The sequence below is a fragment of the Streptomyces sp. NPDC025721 genome, from assembly GCF_055558595.1.
This window is the reverse complement of the sequence record NZ_JBVHMF010000003.1, coordinates 417,940-432,255: the sequence shown is the minus strand read 5'-3', so window position 1 is coordinate 432,255 and position 14,316 is coordinate 417,940. Positions and strand designations below refer to the sequence as shown.

Annotated in this window: 15 protein-coding genes and 1 tRNA gene; 6 read left to right on the top strand and 10 right to left on the bottom strand. The window is 72.5% G+C overall.

Going from position 1 to position 14,316, the window contains the following annotated elements; genetic code table 11:
* Positions 1–18 precede the first annotated feature (18 nt).
* Positions 19–195, bottom strand: a complete 177-nt coding sequence (locus tag ACZ4EF_RS08060; protein ID WP_355333097.1) for a hypothetical protein — start codon at positions 193–195, stop codon at positions 19–21.
* Between the two features lie 113 nt (positions 196–308).
* Here ACZ4EF_RS08060 and ACZ4EF_RS08055 point away from each other — a divergent pair, with 113 nt between their 5' ends.
* Positions 309–749 carry a type II toxin-antitoxin system PemK/MazF family toxin gene (locus tag ACZ4EF_RS08055; RefSeq protein ID WP_467503350.1) on the top strand — a complete coding sequence of 147 codons (441 nt, stop codon included), beginning with the start codon at positions 309–311 and terminating at the stop codon, positions 747–749.
* A 48-nt stretch (positions 750–797) separates the two neighbouring features.
* Here the strand turns inward: ACZ4EF_RS08055 and ACZ4EF_RS08050 are convergent, their stop codons facing one another.
* The 5 genes from ACZ4EF_RS08050 to ACZ4EF_RS08030 form a co-directional block, all read right to left on the bottom strand.
* On the bottom strand, positions 798–1,802 hold the full coding sequence (locus tag ACZ4EF_RS08050; protein ID WP_355333093.1) for a YdcF family protein: 1,005 nt from the start codon (positions 1,800–1,802) through the stop codon (positions 798–800).
* A gap of 78 nt (positions 1,803–1,880) precedes the next feature.
* Positions 1,881–2,546 (bottom strand): response regulator transcription factor, encoded by a 666-nt coding sequence (locus ACZ4EF_RS08045; protein WP_355333091.1) that lies wholly within the window; start codon positions 2,544–2,546, stop codon positions 1,881–1,883.
* Entirely contained in the window at positions 2,543–3,649 is a 1,107-nt protein-coding gene (locus ACZ4EF_RS08040) for a histidine kinase (RefSeq protein WP_391048654.1), read from the bottom strand. The genes ACZ4EF_RS08045 and ACZ4EF_RS08040 overlap by 4 nt, the downstream gene beginning before the upstream one ends.
* A gap of 107 nt (positions 3,650–3,756) precedes the next feature.
* Positions 3,757–4,281: a hypothetical protein gene (locus ACZ4EF_RS08035; RefSeq protein ID WP_467503348.1), complete on the bottom strand. Its 525-nt coding sequence runs from the start codon at positions 4,279–4,281 to the stop codon at positions 3,757–3,759.
* Positions 4,282–4,464: 183 nt separating this feature from the next.
* A tRNA-Leu gene (locus tag ACZ4EF_RS08030) sits at positions 4,465–4,549 on the bottom strand.
* Positions 4,550–4,795: 246 nt separating this feature from the next.
* On the opposite strand from ACZ4EF_RS08030, the gene ACZ4EF_RS08025 reads away from it, so the two are divergent.
* Positions 4,796–6,133 (top strand): M20/M25/M40 family metallo-hydrolase, encoded by a 1,338-nt coding sequence (locus tag ACZ4EF_RS08025; RefSeq protein ID WP_355333086.1) that lies wholly within the window; start codon positions 4,796–4,798, stop codon positions 6,131–6,133.
* A gap of 146 nt (positions 6,134–6,279) precedes the next feature.
* A complete protein-coding gene (gene chpH / locus ACZ4EF_RS08020) occupies positions 6,280–6,513 on the top strand; it encodes a chaplin ChpH (protein WP_355333084.1) in 234 nt (77 codons plus the stop codon).
* Positions 6,514–6,633: 120 nt separating this feature from the next.
* Here chpH and ACZ4EF_RS08015 read toward each other — a convergent pair whose 3' ends face one another.
* Positions 6,634–6,822 carry a DUF5703 family protein gene (locus ACZ4EF_RS08015; RefSeq protein ID WP_188283518.1) on the bottom strand — a complete coding sequence of 63 codons (189 nt, stop codon included), beginning with the start codon at positions 6,820–6,822 and terminating at the stop codon, positions 6,634–6,636.
* 47 nt (positions 6,823–6,869) lie between these two features.
* On the opposite strand from ACZ4EF_RS08015, the gene ACZ4EF_RS08010 reads away from it, so the two are divergent.
* Positions 6,870–7,478 carry a hypothetical protein gene (locus ACZ4EF_RS08010; protein WP_391161087.1) on the top strand — a complete coding sequence of 203 codons (609 nt, stop codon included), beginning with the start codon at positions 6,870–6,872 and terminating at the stop codon, positions 7,476–7,478.
* 184 nt (positions 7,479–7,662) lie between these two features.
* Here the strand turns inward: ACZ4EF_RS08010 and ACZ4EF_RS08005 are convergent, their stop codons facing one another.
* Both ACZ4EF_RS08005 and ACZ4EF_RS08000 read right to left on the bottom strand, forming a co-directional pair.
* Positions 7,663–9,888, bottom strand: a complete 2,226-nt coding sequence (locus ACZ4EF_RS08005) for a helix-hairpin-helix domain-containing protein (RefSeq protein ID WP_467503397.1) — start codon at positions 9,886–9,888, stop codon at positions 7,663–7,665.
* Between the two features lie 376 nt (positions 9,889–10,264).
* Positions 10,265–11,245, bottom strand: coding sequence for an aldo/keto reductase (locus tag ACZ4EF_RS08000; RefSeq protein ID WP_355333079.1), 981 nt, complete (start codon positions 11,243–11,245; stop codon positions 10,265–10,267).
* Positions 11,246–11,464: 219 nt separating this feature from the next.
* Between ACZ4EF_RS08000 and ACZ4EF_RS07995 the strand changes: the two genes are divergently transcribed.
* Positions 11,465–12,520, top strand: a complete 1,056-nt coding sequence (locus ACZ4EF_RS07995; RefSeq protein ID WP_355333077.1) for an LLM class F420-dependent oxidoreductase — start codon at positions 11,465–11,467, stop codon at positions 12,518–12,520.
* 201 nt (positions 12,521–12,721) lie between these two features.
* Here ACZ4EF_RS07995 and ACZ4EF_RS07990 read toward each other — a convergent pair whose 3' ends face one another.
* Entirely contained in the window at positions 12,722–13,351 is a 630-nt protein-coding gene (locus ACZ4EF_RS07990) for a hypothetical protein (RefSeq protein WP_355333075.1), read from the bottom strand.
* Positions 13,352–13,545: 194 nt separating this feature from the next.
* Here ACZ4EF_RS07990 and ACZ4EF_RS07985 point away from each other — a divergent pair, with 194 nt between their 5' ends.
* Positions 13,546–14,265 (top strand): histidine phosphatase family protein, encoded by a 720-nt coding sequence (locus ACZ4EF_RS07985; RefSeq protein WP_467348852.1) that lies wholly within the window; start codon positions 13,546–13,548, stop codon positions 14,263–14,265.
* The last annotated feature ends 51 nt before the right edge of the window (positions 14,266–14,316 follow it).

Sequence of the window (14,316 nt, the reverse complement as noted above, 5' to 3'; positions counted from 1 at the left end):
GAAGGCGGACCGCGCGGCTCACAGCTCGCGGATCTCCTCGGGCGGGCGGCCGACGGCGTCCGCCACCTCGTGCTCGTCGCCGCCCTTGGCGAGGACCGCCGCGCTCTCGGCCTTGAGGTCGATCGCCGCCGCCTGGAGGGCGTCCTCGGCCTCGGCGTAGCGGTGCGCTGCCAGTTCAAGTTTCGCTGTGTCCACAGCGCAAGCATGCCACTACTCACCGCTGTCGCGGCGCACGACCGGGGCAGGTGTCGCACGGTCCTGCCGTCCGTACATTCGTCCGCACACCCGTACAGGAAGAGGAGAAGCCGATGAGCACGCCGATGTGGGTCGTCCTGGGCGCCGTGGTCGTCGTGGCGCTGGTGGCCGCCGTGGTGGCGGCCGGACGCGTGCGGCGTAGCGGAGAAGCCCCCGTACGGCGGTCGGGCGGCGCGTCCGGCGGCGGCGCCGCGCCGCGCAGGGGCGAGGTGTGGTGGGCGGACGTGCCGTACGAGGACACGGCCGGCTCGAAGGACCGTCCCTGCCTGGTCGTCTCGGTGCGCGGCGGGACCGCGCGGGTCGCCAAGATCACCTCTCAGCACCACGAGGAGCTGCCCGGAGTCGTACCGCTTCCCGCGGGCACCGTCGACGACGCCCGGGGCCGGCAGAGCTATCTGGAGACCAACGAGCTGCGGCGCGTGCCCGTCTCGGCCTTCCGGCGCCGCGCGGGCGCCCTCGACCCTCAGGTCATGAAGCGGCTGAATCTGCGGTGACGAGCCGCCCGGCGAGCGGCCGTCGCGGACGCGGGGCCCGTCCGGCAGTCAGCTCAGCCACCAGATGAAGAAGCCTCCCGCGAAAACGAGGAGGCAGATGGTGAGATTGGTGCGCCAATACGTCATGAGCATCGCGACGAATTCGCGAATGGTCGCACTCGGCCAGAAATACGCGGCGGTCGGCGCCCCCACGACATGTCCTCTGACGCCCAGCCGCCGCGCGGTCACCGCGGCGCGCAGGACATGGTAATTGTTCGTGACGACGACGCAGCGGTAGTCCGCCTTGTTCCGCTCCATGATGGACTTGCTGAAGCGCAGATTCTCCTCGGTGGTCGTCGACCGGTCCTCGCGTTCGATCAGATCCGCCGGAAAACCCTGCGCCACAAGGTAGTCGGCCATCGCGTGCGACTCCGGCAGCTTCTCGTCCGGGCCCTGTCCGCCGGAGGTGAGCAGCACCGGCCGCCTGCCGCGCGAGGAGAGCCTTTGGTGCACCGTACGGGCCCGGTCGAGGCGGCTGGCCAGCAGGGGCGGCACCTTGGTGCCGCCGATGAGCCCCGAGCCGAGAACCACGACGTAGTCGGTCTTGCGGCGGACGGTCAACCATCCGTAGAGCGACCCGTAGACGATGAAACAGAGGAAGAGGAAGACGACATACCCCGCGAGGACGGTGGCCGTCCCCGCGACCACGAGCAGCGCGCGGGTGTGCATCACCACCGCGGTGATCAACAGCGCTATGAGCGCCAGCAGCGCGAACCCGGCCAGCAGGGACAGCAGATTGGCCGGACTTCTGCCCTCTTTCCGCACCATGGCGACGCCGTTGGAAATCAGAAACCACGACATGGCGACCACGCCCACCGCCATGAGCGTCAGCAGCGCCACCCCGAGATCATTGCCCAACGTCGGGTGTTCCCTGCCTATGTCAAACAGCCACGCACCCAGCGCGAAGACGGGTGAAAGCCCGAGCAGAATCGCATTGCTGAACCGACGCCGCTCCCGCAGCACTCCGACACAGAACCCCAGAAAGAACAACACCGCCGGTACATACGCCCACATGCCCACATGCTAGTGGCCCCCCGTCCCCCCACCCGTCCCCCCACCCGCCGCCCCACCAGCCCCGGCTCCCCGCCCGGGTCAGGTCAGGCCCGCTTCGATGGCGCGGCGGACGGCGTCGGCGCGGTCGCGGATCGCGGCTTTGGCGAAGAGGTTGTTGATGTGGGTCTTGACGGTGGCCTCGCTGATGAAGAGCTTCTCGGCGATGCCGCGGTTGGGCAGGCCCTGGCCGATCAGCGCGAGCACTTCGCGTTCGCGGGGTGTGAGGTCCTCCGGCAGGGCCTGGCCCACCATCGGGGCCTTGGTCCTGACGGAGGCGAGCAACCGGTTCTGCACCTCGCGGTCGAGCACCGACTGCCCCGCGGCGGCGGCACGGATCGCCCGGATGATGTCCTGGCGCCCCGCGTTCTTCGTCAGATAACCGCGGGCGCCCGCGCTCAGCGCGCCGAGGATCGAGTCGTCGTCGGCGAAGGTGGTCAGTACGACCACCGCCACGTCCGGGTGCTCCTCGCCGAGCCGCCGGGTCGCCTCGATCCCGTCCATCACCGGCATGCGCAGGTCCATCAGCACCACGTCCACCGGCCCGGCGGCGACAGCCGCCAGCACCTGGCTCCCGTCCGCGGCGGACGCGACGACGTCGATGTCCTCGGACAGCCCGAGCACCGCGGCGAGCGGTTCCCGTACGGCGGCCTGGTCGTCGGCGACGACCACCCTCAGCCGCCGCGGCCTCTCGGTCGGTTCGGTCATACCGGAATCACTGCTTCCACCTTCCAGCCGCCCTGGTCGGGACCGGCCGTGACCGGTCCCGCCGTCACCGTCCCGCCCAGCAGGGCGACGCGTTCGCGCATTCCGATCAGCCCCATGCCGCTGCCGACCACCGCGTTCACCTCGCGCGTGGCGGGGCCGTTGCGCACCGCCAGCGTGATCGACGCGGCGGCGTACGTCAGCTCCACACCGACATCGCCGCCGGGAGCGTGCCGGGCGGCGTTGGTCAGCGACTCCTGAGCGATACGCAGGAGATTCTGGACCACCCGGGCCGGGACCTCACGTGCGGTCCCGGTGACGGTCAGGACATCGCGGTGCCCCGACGACTCCAGCATCGCCGTCAGGCTCTCCAGCAGCGGCAGCGAGTCCTCGCGCAGCGCGTGCACCGTCCACTGCGCTTGTTTGAGGCTCTCCCGCACCAGACCGTGGGCCTTGTCGTTGGCCTCCCTGACCTTCTCCAGGTCCCCGGTGTCGAGCAGCGCGTCGGCCAGTTCCAACTGCATGTTGATCCCGGCCAGCGAGTGCGCCAGCACATCGTGCACGTCCCGGGCGATCCGGCTGCGCTCGGTCAGCGCGGCCGTCCGCGCCTCGGCCCGCGCGGCGCGCTCCGCCGACTCGGCCGCCGCGATCACCGCCTGTACGGCCTGGCGCTGGCTGCGGTTGAGTATGCCCACCAGCACCGGAGTGCCGGTGGCCAGACCGAGCACCCAGGGCAGCTCGTCGTGCCCGGGACCGAGACGGAAGTACAGCACCCCGCCGCAGAGCAGACTGCAGATCCCGGCGAGGACGAGAGCCGGTCTGGTCTCCAGCCGGTATCCGATGTGACCGGCGAGGAAGAAGGCGAAGAGATAGCCCGTACCGCTGCGGCTGACACCGATCAGGGCGACCGCCGCGGCGATGCCGACCGTCAGCCACGGGAGCACGAGGCCCTGGGGAATCCTGTCCTCGGGCAGGCGCCGGGCCAGCAGCACCGCCGAGTTGATCACGAGCAGGACGGCGACGACCAGCCCCCGGCCGCTGAAGCCCAGGGGGCGGATCGTCAGGACTCCGGCGACGACGACCCCGAGGGTCATCGCCCACTGCATCCACGGGTCCTGTCCCGGCACCTGCCGCGCCCCCGCCTCCTGGGCCACGGTCTTCCCAGGAGGCGGGGGGCTGTCTGTCGCGGGCACGGGGAGAACATAACGCACGGTCAGGCCCTGCGGCTGAGGACGGGCACGGTGCGCGGCGTCATCTGCATCCGGCTCCGTATGAAGATGGTGGCGAGCCGCGTCACGACTTCGGTGAGCGCCATCAGTACGAACGCCGCGACCCACGCCTGATCGCTGGTGATGTGGTGGGCGACGCTGAATTGGGCGACCTGGTGGGCGCCGCCCGCGTGCTCGGTCCACAACTGGAAGCCCATCCGCGCCCCCATGCCGACGACCCACAAGATCGCCGACACGGCGCCGGCCTTGATCAGGACGTGCTCGTCGACGGTCCGGACGCGGGTGTAGATGCCGCCGGCGACGCCGAGCGCGGCGCCCACGCTCATCAGCACTCCGATGAGCACCAGGTCGTTGCCCGCGGTGGGAATGGTGTCCAGGTACGAGTTCGCGACGAAGGCCACGATGCCCAGCGGGATCAGGAAGGTCTTGAGGTCGAGTCGGCCTTCCCGCAGTTGCCGGAAGACGACGAGGAGAAGAGCGATGTCGGTGATCCACTCGGTCGATGTCATGCCCCCAAGACTGCTGCGACCAGGCACGAAGCACCTGGACCCATGGGTGGAACCAAGGGTGGAGATGACTCCCCGCCCGGCCCTCCACCCCCACGGCGCCGCCGCGCGCCGGACACCGCAGGAGCCCGCGCGCCGGACACCGAAAAGGGCCGCCCGAAGGCGGCCCTGTAAAGAGAGAAGATGTGTCCGAGGGGGGACTTGAACCCCCACGCCCGATAAAGGGCACTAGCACCTCAAGCTAGCGCGTCTGCCATTCCGCCACCCGGACGGGGTGTGTCACCTCGGCCTATGGGCCGTGGCGACGAGGTAAACCATAGCAAAGATCCGGTCACGTCGATCACGGGCGCGGAGCGGGCCGAGGGGGCCGATGAAGGGGCTGTGCGCGGGGCCCGGGGTGAGGGCCCGGAGGGGAGCCTTGGGCGGGGTGGGGGTGTCGGGGGAGGATGGGGGGAGGCATCGGCCGCGGTCGCCCGGGTGGTGGGCGGACGCGGCAGGCAACGAGCGAGGAGACAGCGTGAGCGAGTCGGGGCCGGGCAGGGCGGAGAACGGGACGGTCACGGGCGAGGACGAGGTCGTCGACCTGTGCAGTGAGCTGATCCGGATCGACACCAGCAACTACGGCGACCACTCGGGGCCGGGAGAGCGGGCGGCGGCGGAGTACGTCGCGGAGAAGCTCGCCGAGGTGGGCCTCGAACCGCGGATCTTCGAGTCGCACCAGGGCCGGGCGTCCACGGTGGCGCGGATCGAGGGCGAGGACCGCTCGCGGCCCGCGCTGCTGATCCACGGGCACACCGACGTGGTCCCGGCCAACGCGGACGACTGGACGCACCACCCGTTCTCCGGCGAGATCGCCGACGGCTGCGTGTGGGGCCGGGGCGCGGTCGACATGAAGGACATGGACGCGATGACGCTGGCGGTCGTACGCGACCGGCTGCGCAGCGGGCGCAAGCCGCCGCGCGACATCGTGCTCGCCTTCGTCGCGGACGAGGAGGCGGGCGGTGTGTACGGCGCCCGGCACCTGGTCGACAAGCACCCCGACCTCTTCGAGGGCGTGACGGAGGCGATCGGCGAGGTCGGCGGCTTCTCCTTCACCGTCAACGAGAACCTGCGGCTGTACCTGATCGAGACCGCCCAGAAGGGCATGCACTGGATGCGGCTCACGGTGGACGGCACCGCGGGGCACGGCTCGATGACCAACAACGACAACGCGATCACCGAGCTGTGCGAGGCCGTCGGGCGCCTCGGCAGGCACGAGTTCCCGGTCCGCGTCACCAAGTCCGTCCGCGGCTTCCTCGACGAGCTGTCGGACGCCTTCGGGGTGGAGCTGGACCCGGAGGACATGGAGACGACGCTCGCCAAGCTCGGCGGCGTCGCCAAGATGATCGGCACGACCCTGCGGAACACCGCGGCCCCGACGATGCTCGGCGCGGGCTACAAGGTGAACGTGATCCCCGGCCAGGCCACCGCCCACGTCGACGGCCGCTTCCTGCCGGGCTACGAGGAGGAGTTCCTGGCCGACCTCGACCGGATCCTCGGCCCGCGCGTCAAGCGCGAGTCGGTGCACTCCGACAAGGCGCTGGAGACGGACTTCGACGGCTCCCTGGTGGACGCCATGCAGCTCGCCCTCAAGGCGGAGGACCCGATCGCGCGCGCCGTGCCGTACATGCTCTCCGGCGGCACCGACGCGAAGTCCTTCGACGACCTGGGCATCCGCTGCTTCGGCTTCGCGCCGCTCCAGCTCCCGCCGGAGCTGGACTTCGCCGGGATGTTCCACGGTGTTGACGAGCGGGTGCCGGTGGACGGCCTGCGGTTCGGGGTCCGGGTGCTCGATCGTTTCATCGAGAACTGCTGACGGTTCGGCCGCCCGTACGAGTACGGGCGGCCCGGATCGCTGGGACGAGTGAATGATCCAGTGCTTTCGTAGCTCTATTCCTCCGGCTTCGTTACGACGTGTGTGGTCCGCGGCTGGGACCGCACTTGTCAATCAGGAGGAAGAAAATGATCAAGAAGGTCGTAGCCGCTGCGGCTGTCACCGGCGGTCTCGTGCTCGCGGGTGCGGGCATGGCTGTCGCCGACTCCGGCGCCCAGGGCGCCGCTGTGCAGTCGCCCGGTGTGCTGTCCGGCAACCTGATCCAGATCCCCGTGCACGTGCCGGTGAACCTGTGCGGCAACACGGTCTCCGTGATCGGTCTGCTCAACCCGGCCTTCGGCAACTACTGCGTCAACAAGTAGTCCGAAGGCGTTCGGAACCCCTGTGGTCCGAACCGTCGGAACCGGCCCCGGAAGCGCGTATGCCGCGCTCCGGGGCCGGGCCGTGTCTGCGGCGGACCCCGCGTCCCACCGTCGCGCGTCTCACCATGTGGCCCGCACCTGGCGGATGATCCGGCGGCGCAACCGCACCCTGCGGCTGCCGTCGGGGTAGAGGCGCACCCGGTCCAGTTCCCAGTGCCCGTACTCGGCCTCGTCCGTGAGCAGTCGTGTCGCGTCCTTGCGGGAGACCCCGCGTGCGACGTACATCTCTCTGAATTCGTATTCCGGCATCGCATCTATTGTGCGGGCAACGCCCCGGTGCGGATAGCGTCTGCCTCATGTCTGATGACGTGCAGCCCACCGTTGCCGAGGTCCGAGCCGCTGTCGAGGCGGTCAAGGCCGCGCTGGACCGCCACCTCGAGGCGATCGAGAACCGTACGGGCGAAGACGATCCCGCCGTCTACGCGGCGTTCGAGTCGCTGGCTTCGGCCGCCGAGTCGTATGACGAGTTGCTGTACGACACCTACGACGAGGTGACTCCCTTCGAGGTGCCCGCGGGCGACTCACTGCCGGAGTACACCGGTCCCGAGGACCCGGAGGCCATCAGTGTGCTGATCCGCCGCGACTACACGATCGTTGAGCCCACCCGGCTGTTCGCGCAGGCCAGAAGGGCCGATGACGGCGACGGCGCGGCGGACGCCACGGTGAACGCGGCGGTCGGGGTGATCTTCGGCGAGTACGAGCCGGACGAGATCGCCCAGCGCCACAAGGAGTTCGGCCTGGAGGAGGGCGACTCCACGGTGTGGGTGTCGGCCGTGCCGGAGGCCGCGGAACCGGGGGAGTGGCTGGACGCGCCCTTCGAGCAGGCCGACCCGCAGCTCGTCATCTGCCGCTTCGACGTGAGCGCCGTCTTCGACGACGAGCTGAGCGTGCTCGACCCGGACTGAGCGGGTCGCCCGAGCGCCAGGAGGGGGCGGACAGCGGGCGCTGTCCGCCCCCAGGCGCGTCCGGAGCCGGTGGGCGGCGGGACGGGACCGTACGGGCGCGCCGGGCCGGTGGGCGGCGGTTGAGCCGTACGGGGCCGCCGGGCCGGTGGGCGGCGGCTGAGCCGTACGGGGCCCGCGCCGCCCGTCAGTCGGCGGCCAGCTCCCGCAGCACGGTCACCAGCCGGGTCGTGCGCGGCGCGGCCTGGGGACCGGCCACGGCCTGGGCCAGGCCCTGATCCGCGCCCTGGACGACCGACAGGTGCCGCTCGCCGCGGGCGAACGCCGTGTAGACCCAGGAGCGGGTGAGCAGCGGCCCCGCGTCGCCCGGTACGACCACCACGACCGCGGGCCAGCGCATCCCGGCCGCCTGGTGCCCGGTGATCGCCCAGGCGTGCCGTACGGTCGTCGCCACGTCCGCGCGCGGCACCAGCACCGGCCCGTCCTCGCACTCCAGCCGCAGTCCGTCCGGCTCCGCGCCGACGACCGTGCCGGGCAGCGTACGGCCGGGGACCGGCACGTGGACGACGCGGTCGCCGGGGTCGAAACCGGCGAAGCGGCCGGGGCCGGGATTCAGCCGTTCTTTGAGCGCCGCGTTGAGCACGCGGGTGCCGACCGCGCCGCCGTGCCCCGGCGTGATCACCTGGGTCCGCTCCGCCGGTACGCCGATGGCGCGCGGTACGGAGTCGGCGACGAGCTGCACCGTACGGTGCACGGCCTCGCGCGGGTCGCGTACGGGGACGACGACGACCTCCTTGTCCGGGGCCTCGACCGGGGCGAGTTCGCCGATGCCGATGAGCGAGACCAGCTCGCCGATCGGGCCGGGGTCCGGGGTGCGGGAGGCGACCCGCGGGCAGGACTTGGCGGCCAGCATGTCGGCGAAGGCCAGACCGGGGCCCGCCGACCACATCGCGTGCTCGTCGCCGCTGAACACCAGCCGGGCGCCGTCCGGCACCGCCTCCACCAGCGAGGCGGCCTCCTCGATGCCCAACTGCTGGGCGTCGAGCACCGCGAGCAGGTCCAGGGCGAGGGCACCGTCGCCGGACCTGCCGGGGCCCTGCGTACCGGCCAGCAGTGCCTCGACCGTCACGGCCGCGTCCTCGCCGAGGGCCTCGGCCAGCCGCCGCCTGCCGTTCGCCGTGTACGCGGCGGCGTACGCCCGCAGGCCCGCCGCGCGCGCCGCGGCCACCAGGGCGGTCGGCTCCTCGCGGGCCGCCTCGCCGCCGGAGTGCACGACCAGGCCGCTGCCCGCGGCGGCCCTGATCAACTCCGCCGCCGACTTCGACGGCGCGCCCGCTGCGGCCTTCTCCCAGTCCGTGCCGTGGTCGCCCTCGAAGGAGCGCAGCAGCCGCACACAGCCGTCCGCCAGGCTCTCCTCCGCCAGCGCGTACCGGTCGAGGCCGATCAGCAGCGGTACGTCCGCCGCGCCGTCCTCGTCCTCCTCCTCGTTCGCGGCCTCCGAGGCCGTCGCGGGGTGCTCGGGGAAGACGAGCACCTGGCCGTCGGCCACGGCGGAGGCCACGGCCGCCGCCGGGTCCGGTACGGCGCGGGCCGCCAGCTCCGCCTGTAGTTCTGCCGACCGCAGGGCTGTGTGCCCCTTCTCGGCGGCGCGCTCCAGCAGCCAGCCGACCAGCGCGTTCGCCCGCCGCTCGTCGTCCGGGCGGCACTGCGCGCCGAGCAGCGCGCGGGCGAAGGTGTCCGCCGGTTCCACCCGTACGCCGGGCAGGCCGAGCACCAGCCACGGGTCCTCCCGCAGTGCCTCGCCCGCCCGCTCCCCGAGCGCCCTGACCGCCGCCTCCGCCAACTCCCCTGGCGCGCCGCCCTCTTCCAGCGCGGCCTTCGCCGCCGCGACGGCCGCCGGATCAACGGCCGCCTTCCGCAAGCCGCCCTCGCGCACCCGCGCCCCGGCCGAAGCCGCCCCGCCGCCGGACGCCGCGCCCGCCCCGGCCCGAGGCCGCGCCTCGACACCGGCCGCCGCGCCCGCCCCGGAGGCCGTCTGCGCCTCGCCGTGGCCCTCGCGCCCGTCCTGAGGGCCATCGGCCCCGGCCGATGCCTGCGGAGCGGTGCCGGGGCCTGTGACTTCGCTCTGGGGCGCGTCGGCCCCGGCGGACGGCCGCGGCCCCGAGGCAGGACCCGTGGCTCCCGACGCGGGTCCGTCCGCCCCCGCGTCCGGGGCCGTAACTCCCGTCTCGGACGCCTCCGTTCCGGCCCCTGACGGCTCCTCGGCGCCGTCCTCGTCCCCGCCCCCGTCCGTCGCCTCCACGGACGACTGGGCGTCGTCTGTCGCCTCCGCGTCGGCCTCCGGCGCGCCGTCCGCGCCGTCCGTCCCCGCCGGGGCACCGGCGCCGACCTCCGCCGCCTCCGCGGCCTGCATGGTGGCGGCCTCCGCCGCCATCGCCTCGCGCCGCTTGCGGCGGGCTTCGGCCGCGTCACCGCGCGGCGCGGGCGCCGCCGGATTGTCGCCGCGCTCGATCGAGCGGACGGCGGCGGCCAGCGCGGCCACGTCGGCGACCGGCTTGGCGGCGGCACGGCTCCCCGGCACCGCGGCGGACGCCGTGCCCGTGGGCCGCTCCTGCGGGGCCGTCCGCGAGCCGCCCCCGGAGGACGGGCCGTCCGCGGCGGCCGGTGGGTTCGCCGGGCCTCCGGCGGGGCCGCTCGGCGGCGGGGTGTCCGCGCGGGGCGGGGGAGTGGGGGATTCGGTCACTGCGGCCTCCGTGGGGTGGTGGACCGGCGGGAGGCTTGCGTGCCGTTCAGAGCGTGCTCCAGTCGTGGTCCGGATAGCGGTGCAGGGGTGCTGACACGTCGTCGAGCGCCAGGCAGATCTCTTCCGGAAGCGTAAGCGCCTCCACTGACAACGAGGCGATGAGCTGCTGCGCGTTGCGCGCGCCGAGGATGGGGGCGGCGACACCGGGCCGGTCGCGTACCCAGGCGAGGGCGACGTGCAGCGGGGAGACCGCCAGGCCGTCGGCCGCTATCGCGAGGGCGTCCACGATGAGCCGGGCGGTCTCGTCGAGGTAGGGGGCGACGAAGGCGGCCATGTCGTCGGAGCCGCCGCGCGACTCGGGCGGCGTGCCGTTGCGGTACTTGCCGGTGAGCACACCGCGGCCGAGCGGCGAGGAGGGCAGCAGGCCGACCCCGAGGTCGATCGCGGCGGGCAGCACCTCGCGCTCCACGCCCCGCTGGAGGAGCGAGTACTCCATCTGCGTACTGGCCAGCGGCGTCCGCCCGGGCGCGGCGAGCTGCCACGCGGCGGCCTTGGCGAGCTGCCAGCCGCAGAAGTTGGAGACGCCGACGTAGCGCGCGCGGCCGGAACTGACGGCGATGTCCAGCGCCTGGAGCGTCTCCTCCGTGGGCGTACCGGGGTCGAAGGCGTGCACCTGCCAGAGGTCGACGTAGTCCGTGCCCAGCCGCTGCAAGGACGCGTCGAGCGCGGACAGCAGGTGTCCGCGCGAGGCGTCGAACCGCCGGTCGGGGTCCGGCACGCTGCCCGCCTTGGTGGAGATCACCAGATCGGCCCGCGGCACGAGATCCTCGATCAGCCGCCCGAGCAGATACTCGGCGCCGCCGTCGGCGTACACGTCCGCCGTGTCGACCAGGCTGCCCCCGGCGTCCCAGAACGCCTTGAGCTGGTCGGCGGCGTCGCGTTCGCCGGTGTTGCGTCCCCAGGTGAGCGTGCCGAGACCGAGTCGGGACACGCGCAACCCGGTGCGGCCCAGGTGCCTATGCTCCATGGGCGCTGAGATTACTGCCCGCACCGGCCGAATGGGCGGCAGTGACGTACCTGACAGGGCCCCGTGCCGCGGCGGGGCGCTACAGTCCGGAGGTACAACGACGTTACTCGCCAGTATGTCGGCGGACGACGGCGGTGACATGACAGCGAAGACCTGACAGCGACGGACGCGAGAGCGACGACGCGACAGCGACGACACGGCGGCGGAAAGAGGAGCGGTATGCGGCTCGGGATCAACCTCGGCTACTGGGGCGCCGGGATGGACGCGGACAACCTCGCCGTCGCCCAGGAGGCGGACCGGCTCGGCTACGACGTGTGCTGGGCCGCCGAGGCGTACGGATCCGACGGCCCCACCGTGCTCTCCTGGGTCGCCGCGCAGACCGAGCGGATCGACGTCGGCTCGGCGATCTTCCAGATCCCGGCGCGTGCCCCCGCGATGACGGCGATGACCGCCGCGACCCTGGACTCGCTGTCCGGCGGCCGGTTCCGCCTCGGTCTCGGCGTGTCGGGCCCGCAGGTCTCCGAGGGCTGGTACGGCGTCAAGTTCGACAAGCCGCTCTCCCGCACCCGCGAGTACGTGGAGATCGTCCGCAAGGCGATGTCCCGCGAGCGGCTGAGCTACGAGGGCGAGCACTGGACGCTGCCGCTGCCCGGCGGCCCCGGCAAGCCGATCAAGCTCACCGTGCACCCCGAGCGCGAGCACATCCCGCTCTACATCGCCGCGATCGGCCCGAAGAACCTGGAGCAGACCGGCGAGATCGCCGACGGCGCCCTGCTGATCTTCCCGTCCGCCGCGCACCTGGAGGACACCGCGCTGCGGCACATCAGGGCCGGGCGCGAGAAGGCCGGTCTGACGCTGGACGGCTTCGATGTCAGCCCGACCCTGCCGCTCGCCCTCGGCGAGGACGTCCCGGCGCTGGCCGACATCTTCCGCCCGTACACCGCGCTGTACGTCGGCGGCATGGGCAGCCGCAAGCAGAACTTCTACAACCAGCTCGCGCAGCGCATGGGGTACGAGAAGGAGGCCGCCGAGATCCAGGACAAGTACCTGGCGGGCGACAAGAACGGCGCGGGGGCGGCCGTGCCGCAGGACCTCATCGACTCCACCTGCCTGCTCGGCACGGTCGACCGGATCGCGGACCGGCTGCGCGAGTACGCCGACGCCGGGGTCACCACGCTCAACATCACGCCCGCCGGATTCACGCGGGACGAGCGGATCGCGGGCGTACGGGCGGGCGTCGAGGCGCTGGAGCGTGCCGGGCTCGCGGGGGCGTAAGGCGAGGACGTGGCGACGGGTCGGCCCGAAGGGGGCCGGCCACGGCCCCGTGCCGATGTCGGTCCGATGGGCCGGTCATGGCCCCGTGCCGCTCGACGCGCGCGGGGCCGTGCGTGGCGCCCGCCTCGACGCGGCCCAGCGCCCGTCCTCATGACGGCCCGGCTCAGCCCGTCCTCATGACGGCCCGGCCCAGCGCCGCGCTCAGCTCGGTACCAGCCGCCCCAACAGCCGCCCGAAGGCGATGAGTCGCGCTATCTGCCCGGCGCCGCCGTCGTCCAGGGACTTGCTGAAACGGAACGCCTCGGGGCGGAATTTGGCGGAGGCGACCGGCAGCGGCGAATCCGGGTCGGCCTGCACCGCGCTCATCTCGTGCGGCATCGCGGTGGCCAGCACCAGATAGACCCCGCGGTCGATCCGCTGCCCGCCCTCGTCGCGGCCGACCAGGGTGCGCATCCCGACGTGCCCGATCGAGTCCAGCGGCAGCACCTGCACCGACGAGTCCAGTACGGTGCCGCCCGGCGCCTTGTCGTCCGCCAACTCCTCGCTGTGCCACAGGATCAGCCGCCGCCCGTCGCACACCGCGGCCTCCTGCCACACCGAGGTGCCCGCCTCGGTCAGGTCGACCACCCGCTCCAGGGTGAAGCCGCGCACGCGGCGGCGGCCCAGCACACCCTCGATGGCGTCGAGCGCGACGTCCGCGTGCAGGAAATACGCGTCGGCGGCGTCCTCCAGGCGGCCGTACGGAGACCAGTCAGAGCCGGCCGGACCACTCCGGCGCGCGCTCGGACGGCTCCTCGTCGCCTTGCTGAACATCTCCACCTGCTTCGCCATCCCGACTGCTGCCCGAAAACTGAAGGGCCCCCCGACCCCTAGACCTTACCTATGAGGCAAGTCGGCGAGGGCTAGGCCGGGGGCAGTGGATCGCAGGGAATTCAGCGGCCGTGGTGGGGGCTCGGGGGGATCTTCCCCGCCACGGCCGTCACCCAGCACAACGGGTCGGCGGCGGAAGGGTTACGGTGGCGGACATGCCCACCGTGATCCTTGTCCGGCACGGCCGGTCGACCGCCAACGCCGACGGAGTGCTGGCCGGATGGAGTCCTGGCGTCGCCCTGGACGACACCGGCCGGGCCCAGGCGACCGTGCTCGCCGCCCGACTCGCCGCACTGCCGCTCGCCGCCGTCGTGTGCAGTCCGCTGCAACGCTGCCAGGAGACCGTAGGACCGCTGCTCGACACGCGCCCCGAGCTGCCGCTGCACACCGACGAGCGGGTCGGCGAGTGCCACTACGGCGACTGGACGGGCCGCAAGCTGGCAGAACTGGCGGAGGAGCCGATGTGGGCGACCGTCCAGCGGCACCCCTCGGCGGCCGTCTTCCCCGGTGAGAACGGCGAGTCGCTGCGCGCGATGCAGGCCCGCGCGGTGGACGCCGTACGGGACTGGAACGCCAGGATCGAGGCCGAGCACGGGCCCGACGCGCTGTACCTGGTGTGCTCGCACGGCGACATCATCAAGTCGCTGGCCGCCGACGCGCTCGGCATGCACCTGGACCTCTTCCAGCGGATCAGCACCGACCCCTGCTCGGTGACCGTCATCCGCTACACCCCGTACCGCCCCTTCCTGCTCCGCCTCGGCGACACCGGCGACCTGACCCCGCTGATCCCGCCCCCGCCGCGGGACAAGCCGCACGACAGGCCGCAGGGCAACGAGGACGACGCGGTCGTCGGAGGCTCCACCGGCGCCCTGTGATCAGCTTCCGCAGTAGGGTGGGGGACCGGCAGTGGAACCAGTGAATGCCAC